Source organism: Rathayibacter sp. PhB151 (genome assembly GCF_004366415.1).
GTDB lineage: Bacteria > Actinomycetota > Actinomycetes > Actinomycetales > Microbacteriaceae > Rathayibacter > Rathayibacter festucae.
The window spans coordinates 449,237-466,595 of the sequence record NZ_SOEN01000008.1 but is presented as its reverse complement, the minus strand read 5'-3'; the positions used below and the strand labels follow the sequence as shown (position 1 = coordinate 466,595).

Here is a 17,359-nt window from a genome sequence, read left to right as displayed (position 1 = left end):
AATGGATCTGCTCCGGCCGCCGATGCCCGCCGCACCCCGCCCCCTTCGAGCATCGGAGTCCCGTGACCGCACCCACCGTCCCCGTCTTCCTCGACTGCGACACCGGCATCGACGACTCGCTCGCCCTCGCCTACCTGCTGCGCTCGCCGCTCGCCGAGCTCGTCGGCATCAGCACCGTCAGCGGCAACACCGACGCCCGCCAGGCCGCCGTGAACAGCCTCGGCCTGCTCGCCCTCGCCGGCCGGACGGACATCCCCGTCGCCATCGGCGCGCACGACTTCCTCGAGGAGCCCTACTCCGGCGGGTCCCCGCACGTGCACGGCGAGAACGGCATCGGCGGCGTGCTCCTGCCGGCCGGCGCGGAGCCGGTCGACGAGGACCCCGCGGACCTGCTGCTGCGCCTCGCCCGCGAGCACGGCGGCGAGCTGCGGCTGGTCGCGATCGGCCCACTGACGAACCTCGCCCTCGCACTGCGCAAGCACCCGGAGCTGCCGTCGCTGCTGCACTCGGTCACCGTGATGGGCGGCGCCGGGCTCGCACCGGGCAACGTGACCGCGGTCGCGGAGGCGAACATCTGGCACGACCCGGCCGCGGCCGCCGAGGTCGTCGCCGCGGACTGGGATCTCACGCTCGTCCCGCTGGACGTGACGATGAAGCACCTGCTGGACGAGGAGCAGCGCGACGTCCTGATCCGCTCCGCCGACCCGCTGGCGTCCGCGATCGGGCACGCGCTCGACTACTACTTCGACTTCTACGTCGGCCACTTCGGCGACCGGACCGCCGCGCTGCACGACCCGATGGCTGCGGCGATCGCCGTCGGCGCCCTGGAGCTCACCTCGGCCCCGCGCGTCCCCGTCGAGGTCGACACCTCCTTCGGTCCCGGCCGCGGCCAGACCCTCCCCGACCTCCGCGGCCTCTACCGCGACGTCCACCCCGAGGGCGCCCGCACCCGCTTCGTCCTCTCCCTCGCGGAGCCGTTCGCGCCTCACCTGATCGACGTGATCACGGGCGCCTGACCGCCCCTGCGCTCCCTGCCGATCGAGTAGCGCGCACCGGGCGCGTCTCGAGATCCACCAGCACCCGAGGTCGAGTCTGCAGGCCTGCCGTGCGGACGACGGTGGGTCTCGATACGCCTCTGCGGGGCTACTCGACCAGCAAAAAAGGCGGACCATCCCACGGACCGCGGACCTTCCTGCTGATCGAGCAGCGCGCACAGCGCGCGTATCGAGATCCACCAGCGCCAGAACGCGAGTCTGCAGACCCACCCAGCTGACGATGTCGGGTCTCGATACGCCCCTTCGGGGCTACTCGACCAGCATGAGTGCGCCGACCGTCCTGCGTGCGGCGCTGCCGTCCCCAGGAGGAGCTCGTCGCGCAGCGACGGCCCTGCTCCCGAAGGCTCGTCGCGCAGCGACCGCCGTGCTCATGAGGCTCGTCGCGCAGCGACGGCCCTGCTCCCGAGTGCTCGTCGCGCAGCGACGGCCCTGCCGCAAAGGCTCGTCGCGCAGCGACGGCTGTGCTCGTGGGGCTCGTCGCGCAGCGACGGCCCCGCCCCCGTCAGCACCGATCTGCGGGTGCTGGTGGGTGTGATCGCAAGGCGGAGGAGTGGTGCGTGGCGGCGCCACGGACCGCGACGACAACGCCGCGAGCGCGCCCACCAGCGCCCGCAGATCACATGCCGGTGTCGAGGCCGGAGTAGGCGTGAAGCCCCTTGAAGAAGACGTTGACGACGCCGAAGTTGAACATGACGGCGGAGAAGCCGATGATCGCGAGCCAGGCGGAGGGGGTGCCGCGCCAGCCGCGGGTGGCGCGGGCGTGGATGTAGCCGGCGTAGATGGTCCAGATGATGAAGGTCCAGACCTCCTTGGTGTCCCAGCCCCAGTAGCGGCCCCAGGCCTTCTCGGCCCAGACGGCGCCGGCGATGAGGGTGAAGGTCCAGAGGATGAACCCGATGATCGTGACGCGGTAGGCGAGGTTCTCGAGCGTCAGCGAGCTGGGCAGGGTGCGCAGGAAGCGGAGGACCGAGGGGGCGCTCTCGCCGCTGGTCTCCCTCCGCGACTGGAGCAGCTGGGTGACGGAGAGCGCGAAGCCGAGCGCGAAGAAGGCGGTGCCGAGGATCGCGACGAGCACGTGGATGACGAGCCAGTAGGACTGCAGTGCCGGCGGCAGCGGGACGACGTCGACGTAGTAGTTGACGGTCGCGACGCCGAGGAGGACCAGCACGAGGCCGGTGATGAACGCGCCGAGGAAGCGGAGGTCCCAGCGCAGCTGCACGGCGAGGAAGACGCCGATGATGAGGACGGTCCCGGTGATCGAGAACTCGTACATGTTGGCCCACGGCACCCGGCCGGCGGCGATGCCGCGGAGCACGGTGGCGCCGAGGTGCAGGACGAAGGCGAGGAGCGTGAGCGAGAAGCCGATCCGCATCGCCTTCGAGCGGGACGGCGCGTTGTACACCTCGTCCTCGACCCGGCTGCCGAGGCGGGAGAGCGTCGCGGTGCGTCCGTTGCCGCCGGCGGAGGCCGCTCCGGAGGCGACGGTGGCCTTGCCGCTCGCCGCGCGGTCGGCGGCGGCGCTGGAGGCGACCCGCTCGGCCTCGCGCACGACCTCGATCGAGTCGCCGTCGGCGACCGACGAGCGCCGGGCCAGGTCGATGGCGAAGAAGATGAAGGCCAGGGCGTAGATGCCCATGGCGGAGTAGAGGCACAGCACGGAGTACTGCGAGAGGGTCTCGATCACCCCTCCAGGGTAAGCGACGCCGCCGTGAGGCGCCCCTGCACACATGCACAGGTTGGATCACTTGACCGCGGCCCCGGAGGAGTCCGGTGCCGGCCGCCGTCAGGGCCGACCGGCGTCAGTGCCGGCAGCGTCAGCGCCGGCCCGCCTCAGGGCTGGTCGAGCGGCGCGTGCCGGTCGGCGATCGTCCGGACCGCGCGCGTCAGCTGCGGGTCCTCGCCGCGGGCGAGCCCGGCGTACTCGAGCGTCAGCCCGCCGTCGGCCCCGCTCGTCGCCTTCACCCACACCCGGCGCCGCGGCACGAACAGCGAGGTGAGCAGCCCCGCGAGCACGAGGATCGCGAAGAGCAGCACCCAGCCCTGGGTCGCGTCGTGGTGGATGTCGAACGAGGCGAAGCGCTTGACGCTGTCCGTCCCGACGACGGAGGTGTCGGCTCCGACGTTGTCGAAGGTGACCGTGCCGAGGCCGTTGGGCAGCTCGGCGGAGTCGCCCGGCTTGAGCGTGATCGACGGCACCCCGGTCTGCCCGCCGGTGAGGCGGGTGAGCGAGTCGGTGTTCAAGACGTAGACCGAGGTCGGCACGCCGCCGTCGAGGCCGAGGTCGCCCTCGAAGACATTGAGCGAGAGCACCGGGTACTGCAGGTCCGGGAAGATCGAGGTCGATGCTCCCGAGGCCAGCTCGTCCTGGGTCGGGTAGAAGAAGCCGGTGAGCCCCACCTGCTCGGCGAGGCCGTCGGTCACCTTGACGACGCCGACCGAGGTGAGGTTCGCGTCCTGCGGGAGGAACGGCACGGAGTCGGTGAAGATCGCCTTCCCAGAGGGGTCGCGCACCGTGATCGTCGGCGCGTAGCCGTTGCCGAGCAGGTAGACGTTGGTGCCGCCGACCGCGAGCGGGTCGTTGACCTTGATCGTCTCGTCGGAGGAGTCCCCGTCGCGCTGCGTGGTCGTCACGTGCGCCGTGAAGTCGACCGGCTGGCCGAGCGCCTGCTGGTTCTGCTCCTCGTACTGCACGTCGAGCGAGTCGAGGCTCAGCTGGTACGGGTCGAGCTGGCTGCTGTCAAAGAACCGGCCCGGGTTGAAGGAGTCGTAGCCGGCCAGGTTGTTGGCGAAGCCCTGCGAGCCCTCGACCAGCACGCGCTGGCCGCTGTAGCCGAAGCCGCCGCCGATGCCGACGGCCAGGAGGATGCCGACCAGGGCGGAGTGGAAGACGAGGTTGCCGGTCTCGCGGAGGTAGCCGCGCTCGGCCGAGACGCTCGACCAGCGGCCGCGCGGGTCGTCGTGGCGCTCGGTGCGGTAGCCCGCCCGGCGAAGGACGGCCTGCGCGGAGGCGATGGCCTCCTCCTCGCTCGCGCCCTCGACCTCACGGACGGTGTAGCCGGCCAGACGCTGCAGGCGCGCGGGGGTGCGCGGCGGCCGCGAGCGCATCGCCTCGAAATGGTGCTTCGTCCGCGGGATGATGCAGCCGATCAGCGAGACGAACAGCAGCAGGTAGATGCTCGAGAACCACGCCGAGGTGTAGGTGTCGAACGCCTGGACCTTGTCGAGCAGCGGCGCGAGGTCCGGGTTGTCGACGAAGTACTGGGTGACGCCGTTGGGGTCGGAGGAGCGCTGCGGCACGAGCGAGCCCGGCACCGCCGCGATCGCGAGCAGCAGCAGCAGGAACAGCGCGGTCCGCATGCTGGTGAGCTGGCGCCACATCCAGCGGACCCAGCCGGTGAAGCCGAGGGTCGGCTGCGTGATCGAGCCGTCGGAGTCGAAGTGGTCGGCGGGGCGGAAGGACGCGTCCACCTTCCGCTGGGTCGCGTCGGCGCCTGCCGAGGCGTCGGTGCTCGAGTCGGGCTCGGTGCTCGAGTCGGACTCAGAGCGCGGGCTGGAAGCCATTGATCACCTCGAAGAGTGCTCCGTAGACGAGGGTGTTCCACAGGCCCGTGACCATCAGGACTCCGATCAGGACGAGGGCGACGCCGCCGGCGATGTTGATGACGCGGATGTGGCGCTTCACGAACGCGAGGGTGGTGGTCACCCAGCTGAAGCCGAACGCCACCAGGAGGAAGGGGATGCCGAGGCCGAGGCAGTAGACGACCGTCAGCAGCGCACCGCGCCAGGGCGAGCCGGCGCCGTAGCTCAGGGCGAGGATCGAGGTCAGCGTCGGGCCGAGGCAGGGGGTCCAGCCGACGCCGAAGACGATGCCGAGCAGCGGGGCGCCGATCAGCCCGGTCGCCGGGCGGAAGCCGGGACGGATCGTGCGCTGCAGGACGGAGAGCTGGCCGATGAAGACCAGCCCCATCGCGATGACGAAGACGCCGAGCACGCGGGTGATCACGTCGGCGTAGGCGCGCAGCCAGAAGCCGATCGAGCCGGCGGCGACGCCGAAGAGCACGAAGACCAGCGAGAAGCCGAGCACGAACAGCAGCACGCCCAGCACGATGCGGCGGCGGCCCCGGGCGGCGCGCTCGTCGGCGTCGGTGAAGCCGCCGACGTAGGCGAGGTACCCCGGCACCAGCGGGAGCACGCAGGGCGACGCGAATGAGACGAGCCCGGCCAGCAGCGCGATCGGCACCGCGAGGAGGAGCTGGCCGCTGATGACGACCTCGCTCACCGCGCTACTCCGACTCCGCGAGCGTGTCGCCCACGAGCGTCGAGAGGATCGACGCCTCCTGCAGCTGACCGAGGATGCGCGAGGCGACCCGGCCCTCCTTGTCGAGGACGATCGTGGTCGGCACCGCGTTCGGCGGGACGTCGCCGGTGAAGGCGAGCTGCACCGAGGAGTCGGTGTCGACGATCGAGGGGTAGCTGATGCCGTAGTCGGCGGCGAAGGAGGCGGCCGTCGGCGCCTGGTCGCGCACGTTCACGCCGACGAACGAGACGTCCTGACCGGCGAACTCGCTGTTGACCTGCTCGAGGTCCGCCGCCTCAGCGCGGCAGGGAGCGCAGCTGGCGTACCAGAAGTTGACGACGACGACCCGGCCGGCGAGATCGGCCGAGTCGATGGTCTCGCCGTCCTCGTCGGTCCCGGTGAACTCGATCGCCTCGCCCCGCTGATCGACCGGGACCTCCGTGATCGTGCCGTCGCCGGAGATGAAGCCGTTGTTGGTGCCCTGCCGGTAGTCCTCGGCGAGCTTGTCGCGGGTGCAGCCGCTCAGTGCGAGGGCGCCGACGAGCACGAGCACGCCGAGCGCGCGGGTGCGGCGCATCAGACCGCTCCGACGTCGGTCGCGAGGCCCTGGAGGCCGGCCGCCGGGTCGGAGTAGCCGACCTCGACGAAGCGGTCGCCCCGGCGCTCGAAGGTGGTGATGCTCGAGAGCGCGCAGCGGCGCTTGCGCGGATCGTGGAAGAGCTTCTCCCCCGCGATCGCGCGGTGGGTCGTCCAGATCGGCAGCTGGTGGCTGACGAGCGCGGCGTCGCCGGAGGCCGTGCCCTGCCAGGCGGACTCGAGCGCGGCGTACATCCGCGCCGAGATGGAGAGGTAGGGCTCGCCCCAGCTGGGCTCGAAGGGGTTGCGGAGCAGCGGCCAGCTGCGCGGGTCCTTGAGCGCCGAGTTGCGAGCGGCGACGCGCTTGCCCTCGAAGCGGTTGGTCGGCTCGATCAGGCGCTCGTCGGTGACGATCTCGAGCTCGAATGCCTGCGAGATCGGCTGGGCAGACTCCTGGGTGCGCTGCAGCGGCGAGGCGAACAGCGCCGTGACGGGGCGGCGGCGCTCGAGCAGGTCGTCGGCGGCGGCGCGCGCCATCCGGTTGCCCAGGTCGGAGAGCCGGAAGTGCGGGAGTCGCCCGTAGAGGACCCGGTCGGGGTTGAAGACCTCGCCGTGCCGCACGAGATGGATCTGATCGGCAACCACGAGCGTCAAGTGTACGGAACGCCGCGTGGAGGAACGCCGGGAATAGGGACGGGCGATCCGCACCTGTGCCGCGCTCGGCTGCAGCGGGCGGTCAGCGCCGCGCGCTCACCGCCGCGGAGAGCCGCCGCACTAGGGAGCCGGGCAGGTGGCGGACCACACTGATCGGCACGCCGAACCGCCAGGAGGGAATCGAGACGACCGAGCCGCGCGCCACGTCGCGCAGGAACTCCTCGACCACCGCGTCCGCGTCCAGCCAGAGGAAGGAGGGGATCGAGGCGGTGTCCATCGCCGCGCGCTCGTGGAACTCGGTGCGCACCCAGCCCGGGCAGAGCGCCGCGGCCCGCACGCCCGTGCCGCGCAGCTCCACCGCCAGCGACTGGGTGAAGGCGGTCGCCCAGGCCTTGATCGCCGAGTACGGCCCGAGGTGCACGAAGCCGGCGACGCTCGACACGGTGAGGATCGCCCCGCGCCCTCGGCCGACCATCGCCTGCGCGGCGGCGCCGGAGAGCACGGACACGGAGCGGACCATCACCTCGAACGCCTCGTCCTGCGCCGCGACGTCGGGCTCGGCGAAGCTGCCGTCGATCCCGAAGCCGGCGTTGTTGACCAGCACCCGGACGGGCCGCTCGGGATCGACGAGCCGGACGCGCACCCGCTCGACGTCCTCACGGTCGGAGAGGTCGGCGGGCAGCACCTCGACGTGCGGGGCGCCGAGCGCGCGGAAGGCGGCGGCCGCCTCCTCGAGCCGGCCCCGGTCGCGGGCGACGAGGACGAGGTCGAATCCCCGGCGGGCGAAGGCGCGCGCGAACGCGGCCCCGATGCCGGTGGACGCTCCGGTGATCAGTGCGGTGCTCATGCGGGCGACGCTACCGCGCCGCGGACCGCCGACCGGCCGGCACCGCGGCGCACGGCTCGCCCGCCGACAACCGCCCGTCCCGCATCGTCGCGACGCGGTCGAGTCGCGGGAGGTGCGCCTCCTCGTGCGTCACCAGGAGCGTCGCCGTGCCGCGCTCCCGGGTGAGGCGGACGATCAGGTCGATGATCGCCGCGCCGCGCTCGGTGTCCAGCGCGCTCGTCGGCTCGTCGACCAGGAGCACCGACGGCGCGTTCATCAGCGCGCGGGCGATGTTCACCCGCTGCCGCTGACCGCCCGAGAGCTGCGCCGGGCGGGCGTGGGCGCGGTCCGCGAGGCCGACCTCCGCGAGCAGCTCGTCCGCCCGCGCCGACGCCGAGCTCCGCCGCTTGTCGCCGAGCCGGTCCATCACGACCAGCTGCTCGCGGGCGGTCAGCGCGGGCAGCAGGTTGGCCTGCTGGAAGACGATGCCGATCCGGGATCGGCGCAGCCGGGCCGCCCCCGCGCGGGACAGGCGCGACACGTCGTCGCCGTCGATCAGCACGCGGCCGGAGTCCGGGCGGATCAGGGTCGCCGCCAGGGCGAGCAGGCTGGACTTGCCGGAGCCGCTCGGGCCGGTCAGCCCGGTCACGGTGCCCGGCCGGCACTCGAGGTCGGCCCGGTCGACGGCGGTGAGGCGCGAGCCGCCGTCGTCGAAGGTGAGCGTGGCGTCCTGCAGTTCGATCATCGTGCGCTCCCGAGTGCGGTGAGGGGGTCGGTGGAGACCACGGCGCGCAGGGCCGCGGCGGCGCCGAGCAGCCCCAGCGCGATCATCAGGGCGGCCGGGGCCAGCGTGGTCACAGGACTGAGGAGGAAGGGCAGGGCGGAGCCGGCGAGGCTCCCGAGCCCGACCACGGCGAGCAGCCCCGCGCCCGTCCCGGCGATCAGCACGACGAGGGCCTGGCCGAGGGAGTCCCGGAGCAGCGAGCGCGTCGACGCGCCGAGGGCCTTCAGCACGGCGATGTCTCCGGAGCGCTGCATCGTCCAGACCGTGAAGAACGCGCCGACGACCAGCGCGGCGATCCCGAAGAGCATCGCGACCATCAGCAGCAGCGAGCCGATCTCGGACCGGAACGACCCGATCGCGGTGAGCGCGGCGAGCGGAGCGCGCGAGACCGTGCCGGTCGCCGCCTCCCCCGCCGCCCAGTCCGGCGAGCCGCGCACCGCGAGGACGGTCGCGTCGGCCGGTGTGCCGAGCGAGGCCGCGAGCGCCTGCCAGGCGTCGAGCGGCAGGCGGACCACGGGGGTGTGGCTGTACCAGTCGTCGCCGCCGATCGAGGAGACGACGGCGGAGGTGCCCGCGATGCTCACGGTGTCGCCGACTCCGACGCCGAGCGCTCTCGCCGCCGGCGCCGAGAGCGCGATGCCGCCCGGGTCGGCCGGCGCCCCGAGCGCCGCGTCGACGCCGAGGACGGCGACCGCGACGCGCGCACCGCCCGCCTCCGCCCGGGCCTGCAGCACGCCGAGCGGCTCGACGGACGCGACGCCCGGGAGCGCCGCCCACTCCGCCTCCTGCTGCGCGGTGACCGAGGAGTCGGCGAACGAGGGTGCGTCGTCGCCGGCCGAGAAGACGAGGCGGTCGGCGGGGACGCCGAGCACCGCCGAGACGTTCTGCAGGGCCAGACCGCCGGTCAGGCCGGAGAGGAACCCCACCAGGAGGGTGAGCAGCGCGACCACCGCGCCGATGAGCAGGAATCGGCCGCGTGCGGAACGCAGCTCGCGCCAGGCGACGAACACGGGGACCTCCAGGGAGTCGATGCCGCGGGGATCGGCGGCCCCTCCAGCCTGGAAGCGGCGCGGTTCCGGCACATCGTGCGGTCGACCGGGCTCGCCGCCCGCTCTTCGAGGGACGGCCGCCTCCTCCTTTCGCACGATGACAGGCAGCCCCGCGGTGCGTAGCGTTCCCCCGTGCCGCACACTCCGCTCGCCCCCGTCCTGACGGGACTGCGCGCGGGACTGCACCTCCTGGTCGGCGGCCTGCTCGCCCTGGTCGCCGTGCGCACGGTCGTCGAGCCGGCGCCGCGCACCCCGGCGGTGCTCCTGCTCTGCCTCCTCCTGCTCGGCGCGTACCTCGCCGGGCCGCGCTGGACGGCCCGCTCGCGCCGCCGCGGGATGCTGTGGCTAGCGGGAGTGAACCTCGCCTGGGCCGCTCTCGTCCTGCTCGAGTCCGACGCCGCCTACCTCGCGTTCCCGCTGTTCTTCCTGGCGATGCACGTGCTGCCCCCGCGAGCGTCGATCGCCGCGGTGCTCGGGCTCACCGGCATCGCCGTCGCCGCCCTCGGCTGGGACGGCCGCTGGAGCATCGGCGGGGTCGTCGGCCCGGTGATCGCCGCCGGGATCGCGATCCTGATCGGCCTCGCCGCGCGCGCCCTCGCCCGGGAGGCGCGCGAGCGGGAGGAGCTGCACGCCGAGCTGCTCGCCACCCGCGACCGGCTCGGCGCGAGCGAGCGCGCGGCCGCCGTCGCCGAGGAGCGCTCGCGGCTGGCCCGCGAGATCCACGACACCGTCGCGCAGGGCCTGTCGAGCATCCAGATGCTGCTGCATGCGGCCGAGCGCGCGGACCCCGGGCGGCCGGGCATCGAGCACGTCCGTCTCGCCCGGGAGACGGCCGCGGCGGATCTGGACGAGACCCGGCGCTTCATCCGCGAGCTCGCGCCGCCCGCGCTCGACGACGAGAGCATCGACGGAGCGCTGCGGCGACTGGCCGCCACGCACTGGGAGCGCTCGGGAGTCGTCGTGACGGTCGACGCCGAGGACGGTCGCGCGCTGCCGATGCAGACGCAGACGGCGCTGCTCCGGCTCGCCCAGGGCGCGGTCGCGAACGCGCTGCAGCACTCGGGAGCGAGCACGGTCGCGCTGACGCTCCGCAGCGACGGGCGCACCGCCCGCCTCGAGATCGCCGACGACGGGACCGGCTTCGATCCCGAGGCGGACACTCCCTCGGCGCGACCCGACTCCTTCGGCCTGCGCGCGATGCGCGAGCGCGCCGAGCAGCTCGGCGGGCGGCTGGACGTCGACTCGTCGCCGGCCGGGACGACGGTCCGCGCCGCGCTCCCCGCGGGAGGCGCCCCGTGATCCGCGTGCTCCTCGTCGACGACCACCCCATCGTCCGCGCGGGGCTGCGCGCGCTGATCGGCGCGGAGGACGGGCTGACCGTGGTCGGCGAGGCCGGCTCCCCCGCGGAGGCGATCGACGCCGCCGCCCGCCTGCTCCCGGACGTGGTGCTGATGGACCTGCGCTTCGGCACCGACCGCGAGACCGGCGTCGACGCGACGCGGGCGCTGCGCTCCTCCCCCGAGCCGCCCTCCGTCCTCGTCCTGACGACCTACGACACCGACGCGGACATCCTGGGCGCGGTGGAGGCCGGCGCGAGCGGCTACCTGCTCAAGGACGCGCCGCCGGAGGAGCTGCTCGCGGCGATCCGCGCGGCCGCCGCCGGCGAGAGCGCACTCGCCCCCGCCGTCGCCGCGCGACTGTTCGAGCGGCTCCGCTCCCCCGCCCCGCGGCTCAGCGCCCGCGAGACCGAGGTGCTCGCCCTCGTCGCCCAGGGCCTCAGCAACACCGAGGTCGCCGCCCGTCTGTTCGTGACCGAGACCACCGTCAAGTCGCACCTCGCCCACGTGTTCGCGAAGCTGGGCGTCGCCTCCCGCACGGCGGCCGTCTCGGCGGCCCGCGGCCTGGGGATCGTGCGCTGAGCCGTCCGCTCCGGAGGCGTCTCGCGACACTCGCGGAGCCGCGATCCGTTGACACCGCCCTGCGCGGCTCCTTAGTGTGTGCTCAGATTGAAGCGCTTCAGGACTTCGATCGACTCAATGGTGAGGATCAGCACATGCAACTGAAGCCCCTGCGACCGATGAACGTGCCGCGCCCCGCGCGCCGGCGGGGACGGTGGGCGCTCGTCGCCGCCACCGCGCTCGCCCTGACCGCTCCGACCTTCGTCGGCGCGACCGCCCCCGCCGCCGCCGTCGACTGCTCGAGCGTCCCGTGGATGGACGCCTCGAAGACCCCCGAGCAGCGCGCCGACGCGCTGCTCGCCGCGAGCTCGCCGCAGCAGAAGTACCGCTGGCTGGTGGAGCAGCCCGCCAACGCGCCTCAGCAGACGGTCTTCTCCGGGGTCGAGTACCCGGTGCAGGTGCCGTGCACCCCGCTCGTCACGTACACCGACGGCCCCGACGGGGTCCGCTTCACCGAGGGCGTGACCGCCTTCCCCGCGCCGATCTCGGTCGCAGCGACCTGGAACACGGCGCTCGCCGAGCAGAAGGGCGCGGCCCAGGGCGCCGAGGCCTTCGACAAGGGCAAGAACGGCGTGCTCGGCCCCGGCCTGGCCGGTGGGCGCGACCCGCGCTCCGGACGCACGCCGGAGTACTTCGGCGAGGATCCGCTGCTCACCGGTCTGCTCACGGCCGCGACCGTGAACGGCCTCGAGGACGGCAACCCGGACAAGCCGGTGATCTCGGACCTCAAGCACTACGTCGCGAACGAGCAGGAGCTCGACCGGCAGACCAGCTCCTCGAACGCCGACGAGCGCACGCTCAAGCAGGTCTACGAGCTGCCGTTCGAGATCGCCCTGAGCAAGAGCTCGCCCGAGAGCGTCATGTGCTCCTACAACCAGATCAACGGCGTCTACGCCTGCGAGAATCCGCTGCTGACCACGAACCTCAAGGACGACCTCGGCTTCGACGGCTACGTGGTCTCGGACTTCGGTGCCGTGCACTCGACGGCGGCCTCGCTCGTCGCCGGACTCGACCAGGAGCTCAACCGGCCGCGCTTCTACACTCCCGCCCTGCTCGACGCCGCGCTCGCGGCCGGCGAGATCACCCAGGACCACATCGACGCGGCGGCGAAGCGGGTCGTCGCGGCCTACGTGCGCGGCGGGCTCTTCGACAACCCGGTGCCGACGACGCCCGTGGCGGACGCCTCCACCGCGGAGCACAAGGCCGTCGCCCGGACGCTCGCGGAGCAGGGCACGGTGCTGCTCAAGAACGACGGCGTCCTGCCCCTCTCGGTCGAGAAGGGCGCCACGATCGCCGTCATCGGCGCGACGGCGTCGAGCACGGTCACCGACGGGATCAGCGCCGCCTCGGTCTGCAGCATGGCCTGGCGCTTCAACAACGCCGGCACGCTGAACTGCGAGGACCTGGTCTCCCCCGAGACCGCGATCCGCGAGCGGGCCGCCGCGGCCGGCGCGAGCGTCGTCTTCGACCCGGGCACCGATCCGGCGAGCGCCGCCGCGACCGCTGCAGCCGCCGACGTCGCGATCGTCTTCGGCTACCAGCGGATGGGCGAGTTCAACGACCTGGCCGACCTGCGCCTGGCCGGCAACGGCGACGCGCTGATCGAGACCGTCGCCTCGGCGAACCCGTCGACCGTCGTGGTGCTGAACACCGGCTCCGCGGTGGAGATGCCCTGGCTCGACAGCGTCTCGGGCGTCTTCGAGGCCTGGTACGGCGGCGAGCAGGTCGGCCCGGCACTCGCGGGCCTGCTCTTCGGCGACGTGAACCCCTCGGGCAAGCTGCCGATGACGTTCCCGAAGTCGCTCGCGGACGTCCCCGCGAGCACTCCCGCGCAGTACCCCGGCGTCTTCGCCGACGGATCGACGGAGCGCCCCGCGGGGAGCACCGAGATCCGCCAGGTCGACTACGCCGAGGGACTCGCGGTCGGCTACAAGTGGTACGAGTCGCAGGGGATCGAGCCGCTCTTCGCGTTCGGCCACGGCCTCTCCTACACGACCTTCGACTACGCGAAGGCGAAGCTGACGCCGACGATCACGTTCGACAGGTCCGCGAAGTTCGGCATCAAGGACATCGGGATCGACATCTCCTTCCGCGTGACGAACTCGGGCGACCGGGCGGGCACCGAGGTCGCGCAGGCGTACCTCACCCTCCCGAGCTCGACCGGTGAGCCGGCGCAGCGCCTGGTCGGCTTCGAGCGGGTGACCCTGCAGCCCGGCGAGTCGAAGACCGTGAAGGTCTCGCTCTCGGCCAAGGACGTGGCCGACCTGCGCCTCCTGCAGTACTGGGACGTGAAGAGCGACTCCTGGGTCGCCGCCCGCGGCACGTACACCGTGTCGGTCGGCGGCTCCGTCGACGCGTCGCGCACGACCACGGTGCGCATCCCCTAGGCGCTCCCGCCACCACGGCCCGCGGTCGGGATCGCTCCCGGCCGCGGGCCTCGCCGTGCCGAGCGCGCTGATACCGTGACCTCCGACCGCCGGACGGCGGACGCGACGGAGGCAGGGATGACCGCGGCAGAGAGCTCGCCCGCGCGGCGCCCGCCCGCCCGCATGCAGGACGTCGCCAGCCTGGCGGGAGTCGCACTCGGGACCGTCTCGAACGTGGTGAACCGACCGCTGCTGGTCGCGCCGGCGACGCGCGAGCGGGTGCAGCGGGCGATCGACGAGCTCGGCTTCACCCCCAACCGCGCGGCCCGCGCGCTGGCCGCGGGGACGAGCAGCACCGTCGGCTTCGTCGTGATCGACCTCAGCAACTCCTTCTTCCTGGACATGGCGCGCGGTGCCGAGCACGCCGCCGAGGCCGCGGGGATGAGCGTCGTGCTCGGCAACGCCGACATGCGCGCGGCCAAGCAGGGCACCTACCTCGATCTCTTCACCGAGGAGCAGGTCGCCGGGATCCTCCTGGCCCCGCTGCCGGGGACGGCGCCCGACGTCGTCGCCGAGCGCCGCGGCGGGCGACGGGTCGTGCTGCTCAACGACGCCGCCGTCGACGGCGCCTGCACGGTCAGCGCCGACGACGAGCACGGCGGCTACCTCGCCGCGCGGCACCTGATCGACCTCGGCCGCCGCCGGCTCGCCTTCGCCGGTGACCCGAGCATCGCGAACCCCGTCCGCGAGCGCCTGCGCGGGGTCGAGCGCGCGATCGCCGAGACGAACGGCGCGGTCTCGCTCGAGCTGGATCCGACCGCCGAGGTGCAGGTGGAGGACGGCCGCCGCTTCGGCCACCTGATCGCCGCCCGCGCACCGGAGGACCGCCCGGACGGCATCGTCGCGGCGGCGGACCTGCTCGCGCTCGGCATCGTGCAGTCGATCCTGTCGGAGTCGGACATCCGGCTCCCGGTCGATCTCGCCATCACCGGCTACGACGACAACCGCTCCGCCTGGGACAGCCTCGTGCCGATCACGACCCTGGCTCAGCCCGGCGAGGCGATGGGGGCGGCCGCGATCCGGCTGCTGCTGGACGAGCTGCTGCACGGGCCGGAGCACGAGCACCGGCACGAGGTGCTCGAGCCGACGCTGATCGTCCGCGGCAGCACGGTCGAGGGAGCCCGCGGCAGCCGCTGACCGGCGCCGACGGGGCGCCCGCGGCGGGCCCCGAGTAGACTCCCCTACCGTGACCGACGAGACCCGCCTCCCCCGAACCACCGTCAGCAAGCTCGCCGCCCTCGAGGACGGCCCGGTGCGCGTCGCCGGCTGGGTCGAGACCGTGCGCGACCAGAAGAAGGTGCAGTTCGTCGTCCTCCGCGACGAGTCCGGCGCCGTGCAGCTGGTGAACCCGGCCGTCCGCGAGGCGGTCGAGGGCGACGACGCCTCCGCCGCGAAGCTCGCGATCACCGAGGCGATCTCCGGACTCGCGCAGGGCTCGTTCGTGAGCGTGACCGGTCAGCTCAAGCACGACGAGCGCGTCAAGCTCGGCGGCCTCGAGGTCAAGCTCGAGTCGCTCGAGATCGTCAGCGCGTCGATCCCCGAGGCGCCGATCGCGGCCGACTCCGGCATCGACAAGCGGATGGACTGGCGCTTCCTCGACCTGCGCCGCCCCGAGCAGAACCTCATCGCCCGGGTGCAGACCACGTTCGAGCACGCGCTGCGCACGTACTGGATCGAGCACGACTTCATCGAGATCCACACCCCGAAGCTGATGGCGAGCGCCTCCGAGTCGCGCGCCGAGCTCTTCGAGGTCGAGTACTTCGAGACCAAGGCGTACCTCGCGCAGAGCCCGCAGTTCTTCAAGCAGATGGCGCAGCCGGCCGGCTTCGGCAAGGTCTTCGAGGTCGGGCCCGCGTTCCGCGCCGACCCCAGCTTCACCTCCCGGCACGCGACCGAGTTCACGAGCGTCGACGCCGAGGTCTCCTGGATCGACTCGCACGAGGACGTGATGGAGCTGCACGAGCAGCTCATCGTCGCCGGCCTCACCGCGGTCGTCGAGAAGCACGGCGAGGCGATCAAGGCGCTCTTCGACATCGACCTGCGCGTGCCGACCACGCCGTTCCCGCGCATCCCGCTCGCCGAGGCCAAGCGGATCGTCGCCGAGCGCGGCTACGAGGTGCCCCGCGCCGACGACGACATGGACCCCGAGGGCGAGCGCCGCATCGCGGCCTACGTGCAGGAGGAGTTCGGCCACGACTTCGTCTTCCTGACCGACTACGCCTCGAGCATCCGGCCGTTCTACCACATGCGCCGCGAGGGCGACGGGACGATCACCAACAGCTACGACCTCATCTACAACGGCGTCGAGATCTCCACCGGCGCGCAGCGCGAGCACCGCGTCGACGTCCTCGTCGAGCAGGCGCGCGAGAAGGGCCTGGAGCCGGAGGAGCTCGAGTTCTACCTCGACTTCTTCCGCTACGGCGTCCCCCCGCACGGTGGCTTCGGCATGGGCCTCTCCCGCGTCATCATGCTGATGCTCGGGCAGGCCAACCTCCGCGAGGTCACCTACCTCTTCCGCGGCCCGACGCGCCTGCTGCCGTAGGCGCCGGGGTCTCGTCCCCTGCTGATCGAGTAGCCCTCGCAGAGGGCGTATCGAGATCCGCGCGTCAGCGGGGCAGGCGCTCGTACGGGACGCGGCGGCTGAGCCAGGCGAGCAGGCCGGCGACGAGCGCCGCGACCGCCGCGGGGACGAGCAGCAGCCAGAGCGCCGACGTCACGGCGACGAGCGCGAGCGCCACCGCGGCGACGCCGGCGCCGATCGCGAAGTTCCAGCGCACGTCCGTCGCCACCCCGGCCTCGGGTCGTGCCCAGAGCACGACGAGCGCCGTGGCGATCGGGCCGAGCAGCAGCCCGAGCACGAACCAGCGCCAGCGCGAGCGGCCCTTCTGTTCCGCGAGACCGGCCGTGACGATCGCGAGTCCGAACCAGAGCCAGCCCGAGTCCTGGGTGAGAGTCATGCCCGGAGCCTACGGCGCGGGCAGGATCATCAGGTCGAGGTAGTCGGTCAGGCAGGCCACCATGTCGACCGCGTCGTTCTCCAGCAGCCACTGCAGCTGGATGCCGTCCCAGAGCGCGATGATCGACGCGGCGACCCGGTCCGGATCCGCGCCCTCGCGCAGCCGGCCCGCGGTGCGCAGCTCCCGGAGCTGGCCGGCGTAGTCCGCGCGCAGCCGCTGGAAGCGCGACGCGAAGAAGTCGCGCCCCGGGTGCTCGTCGGTCGTCGACTCCCCGCAGAGCACCGCGTAGAGCTCGATCACGCCGGGCGCCGTCTCGTTGTAGCGGGTCTGGCGGACGATGCCCTCGACGAGCCCCTCCTCGGGATCGACAGGGGTCGAGCCGTCGCCGGTGATCCGGTCGCGGTGCTGCAGCACGGCCAGCAGCAGGTCGGTCTTGGACGGGAAGTAGTGCAGCAGGCTCGTCTGGCTGAGCCCGACGCGGTCGGCGACGTCCTGCAGCGAGCCGCGGGCGTAGCCGCGGGCGGCGAAGACCGCGTGCGCCGCCTCGATGATCGCGCGCCGGCGCTCGGCCGACTTCGCGTAGGGGCCGCGGCGCGCGCTCCGGGTGGTGCCCGCCTCCGCCATCGGCCGCTCCTCGCCCTCGAAGTGCCGGCTGCGCAGCCGGTCGATCGCCCAGCGTAGCGCGCGCTCGGAGCGACCGAGCGATGCCGCCCACCAATTTCGAGTACGCACTCGAAATTGTGGTAGCGTCCGGATCAGCCGGGCGGACTGGTCCCG

At 72.9% G+C, this 17,359-nt stretch carries 16 protein-coding genes; 6 read left to right on the top strand and 10 right to left on the bottom strand.

Going from position 1 to position 17,359, the window contains the following annotated elements; genetic code table 11:
• Positions 1 to 62: 62 nt before the first annotated feature.
• Positions 63 to 1,016 (top strand): nucleoside hydrolase, encoded by a 954-nt coding sequence (locus tag EDF35_RS15830; RefSeq protein ID WP_133963015.1) that lies wholly within the window; start codon positions 63 to 65, stop codon positions 1,014 to 1,016.
• 655 nt (positions 1,017 to 1,671) lie between these two features.
• Here EDF35_RS15830 and ccsB read toward each other — a convergent pair.
• From ccsB to EDF35_RS15790, 8 genes are all read right to left on the bottom strand, one after another.
• Complete coding sequence (ccsB, locus tag EDF35_RS15825) at positions 1,672 to 2,691, bottom strand: c-type cytochrome biogenesis protein CcsB (protein ID WP_123705617.1); 1,020 nt, start codon at positions 2,689 to 2,691, stop codon at positions 1,672 to 1,674.
• Positions 2,692 to 2,885: 194 nt separating this feature from the next.
• Positions 2,886 to 4,616, bottom strand: coding sequence for a cytochrome c biogenesis protein ResB (locus EDF35_RS15820; protein ID WP_133963014.1), 1,731 nt, complete (start codon positions 4,614 to 4,616; stop codon positions 2,886 to 2,888).
• The gene (locus tag EDF35_RS15815; protein ID WP_123446603.1) at positions 4,594 to 5,334 is read right to left on the bottom strand and encodes a cytochrome c biogenesis protein CcdA; all 741 of its coding nucleotides are present in this window, start codon (positions 5,332 to 5,334) and stop codon (positions 4,594 to 4,596) included. Before EDF35_RS15815 ends, EDF35_RS15820 begins: the two co-directional genes overlap by 23 nt.
• A 4-nt stretch (positions 5,335 to 5,338) precedes the next feature.
• Positions 5,339 to 5,929 carry a TlpA disulfide reductase family protein gene (locus EDF35_RS15810; protein ID WP_123446604.1) on the bottom strand — a complete coding sequence of 197 codons (591 nt, stop codon included), beginning with the start codon at positions 5,927 to 5,929 and terminating at the stop codon, positions 5,339 to 5,341.
• Positions 5,929 to 6,573: a histidine phosphatase family protein gene (locus EDF35_RS15805; RefSeq protein WP_123446605.1), complete on the bottom strand. Its 645-nt coding sequence runs from the start codon at positions 6,571 to 6,573 to the stop codon at positions 5,929 to 5,931. The genes EDF35_RS15810 and EDF35_RS15805 overlap by 1 nt, the downstream gene beginning before the upstream one ends.
• Before the next feature lie 91 nt (positions 6,574 to 6,664).
• A complete protein-coding gene (locus EDF35_RS15800) occupies positions 6,665 to 7,429 on the bottom strand; it encodes an SDR family NAD(P)-dependent oxidoreductase (protein ID WP_133963013.1) in 765 nt (254 codons plus the stop codon).
• A gap of 10 nt (positions 7,430 to 7,439) precedes the next feature.
• On the bottom strand, positions 7,440 to 8,153 hold the full coding sequence (locus EDF35_RS15795) for an ABC transporter ATP-binding protein (protein ID WP_133963012.1): 714 nt from the start codon (positions 8,151 to 8,153) through the stop codon (positions 7,440 to 7,442).
• Positions 8,150 to 9,202, bottom strand: coding sequence for an ABC transporter permease (locus tag EDF35_RS15790; protein ID WP_133963011.1), 1,053 nt, complete (start codon positions 9,200 to 9,202; stop codon positions 8,150 to 8,152). Before EDF35_RS15790 ends, EDF35_RS15795 begins: the two co-directional genes overlap by 4 nt.
• 171 nt (positions 9,203 to 9,373) lie before the next feature.
• Here EDF35_RS15790 and EDF35_RS15785 point away from each other — a divergent pair, with 171 nt between their 5' ends.
• The 5 genes from EDF35_RS15785 to aspS all read left to right on the top strand — a co-directional run bounded on the left by EDF35_RS15785 (position 9,374) and on the right by aspS (position 16,167).
• Positions 9,374 to 10,540 (top strand): sensor histidine kinase, encoded by a 1,167-nt coding sequence (locus tag EDF35_RS15785; protein WP_133963010.1) that lies wholly within the window; start codon positions 9,374 to 9,376, stop codon positions 10,538 to 10,540.
• Complete coding sequence (locus tag EDF35_RS15780) at positions 10,537 to 11,160, top strand: response regulator transcription factor (RefSeq protein WP_133963009.1); 624 nt, start codon at positions 10,537 to 10,539, stop codon at positions 11,158 to 11,160. The genes EDF35_RS15785 and EDF35_RS15780 overlap by 4 nt, the downstream gene beginning before the upstream one ends.
• Positions 11,161 to 11,294: 134 nt before the next feature.
• On the top strand, positions 11,295 to 13,586 hold the full coding sequence (locus EDF35_RS15775) for a glycoside hydrolase family 3 C-terminal domain-containing protein (protein WP_208323083.1): 2,292 nt from the start codon (positions 11,295 to 11,297) through the stop codon (positions 13,584 to 13,586).
• A 117-nt stretch (positions 13,587 to 13,703) separates the two neighbouring features.
• A complete protein-coding gene (locus EDF35_RS15770) occupies positions 13,704 to 14,762 on the top strand; it encodes a LacI family DNA-binding transcriptional regulator (RefSeq protein WP_123705358.1) in 1,059 nt (352 codons plus the stop codon).
• 49 nt (positions 14,763 to 14,811) lie between these two features.
• Positions 14,812 to 16,167, top strand: a complete 1,356-nt coding sequence (gene aspS / locus EDF35_RS15765) for an aspartate--tRNA(Asn) ligase (protein WP_243615965.1) — start codon at positions 14,812 to 14,814, stop codon at positions 16,165 to 16,167.
• A 64-nt stretch (positions 16,168 to 16,231) separates the two neighbouring features.
• On the opposite strand, the gene EDF35_RS15760 is transcribed toward aspS, so the two are convergent.
• The gene (locus EDF35_RS15760) at positions 16,232 to 16,582 is read right to left on the bottom strand and encodes a hypothetical protein (protein WP_123705359.1); all 351 of its coding nucleotides are present in this window, start codon (positions 16,580 to 16,582) and stop codon (positions 16,232 to 16,234) included.
• A gap of 9 nt (positions 16,583 to 16,591) precedes the next feature.
• Positions 16,592 to 17,314: a TetR/AcrR family transcriptional regulator gene (locus tag EDF35_RS15755; RefSeq protein ID WP_243840014.1), complete on the bottom strand. Its 723-nt coding sequence runs from the start codon at positions 17,312 to 17,314 to the stop codon at positions 16,592 to 16,594.
• Positions 17,315 to 17,359 lie beyond the last annotated feature (45 nt).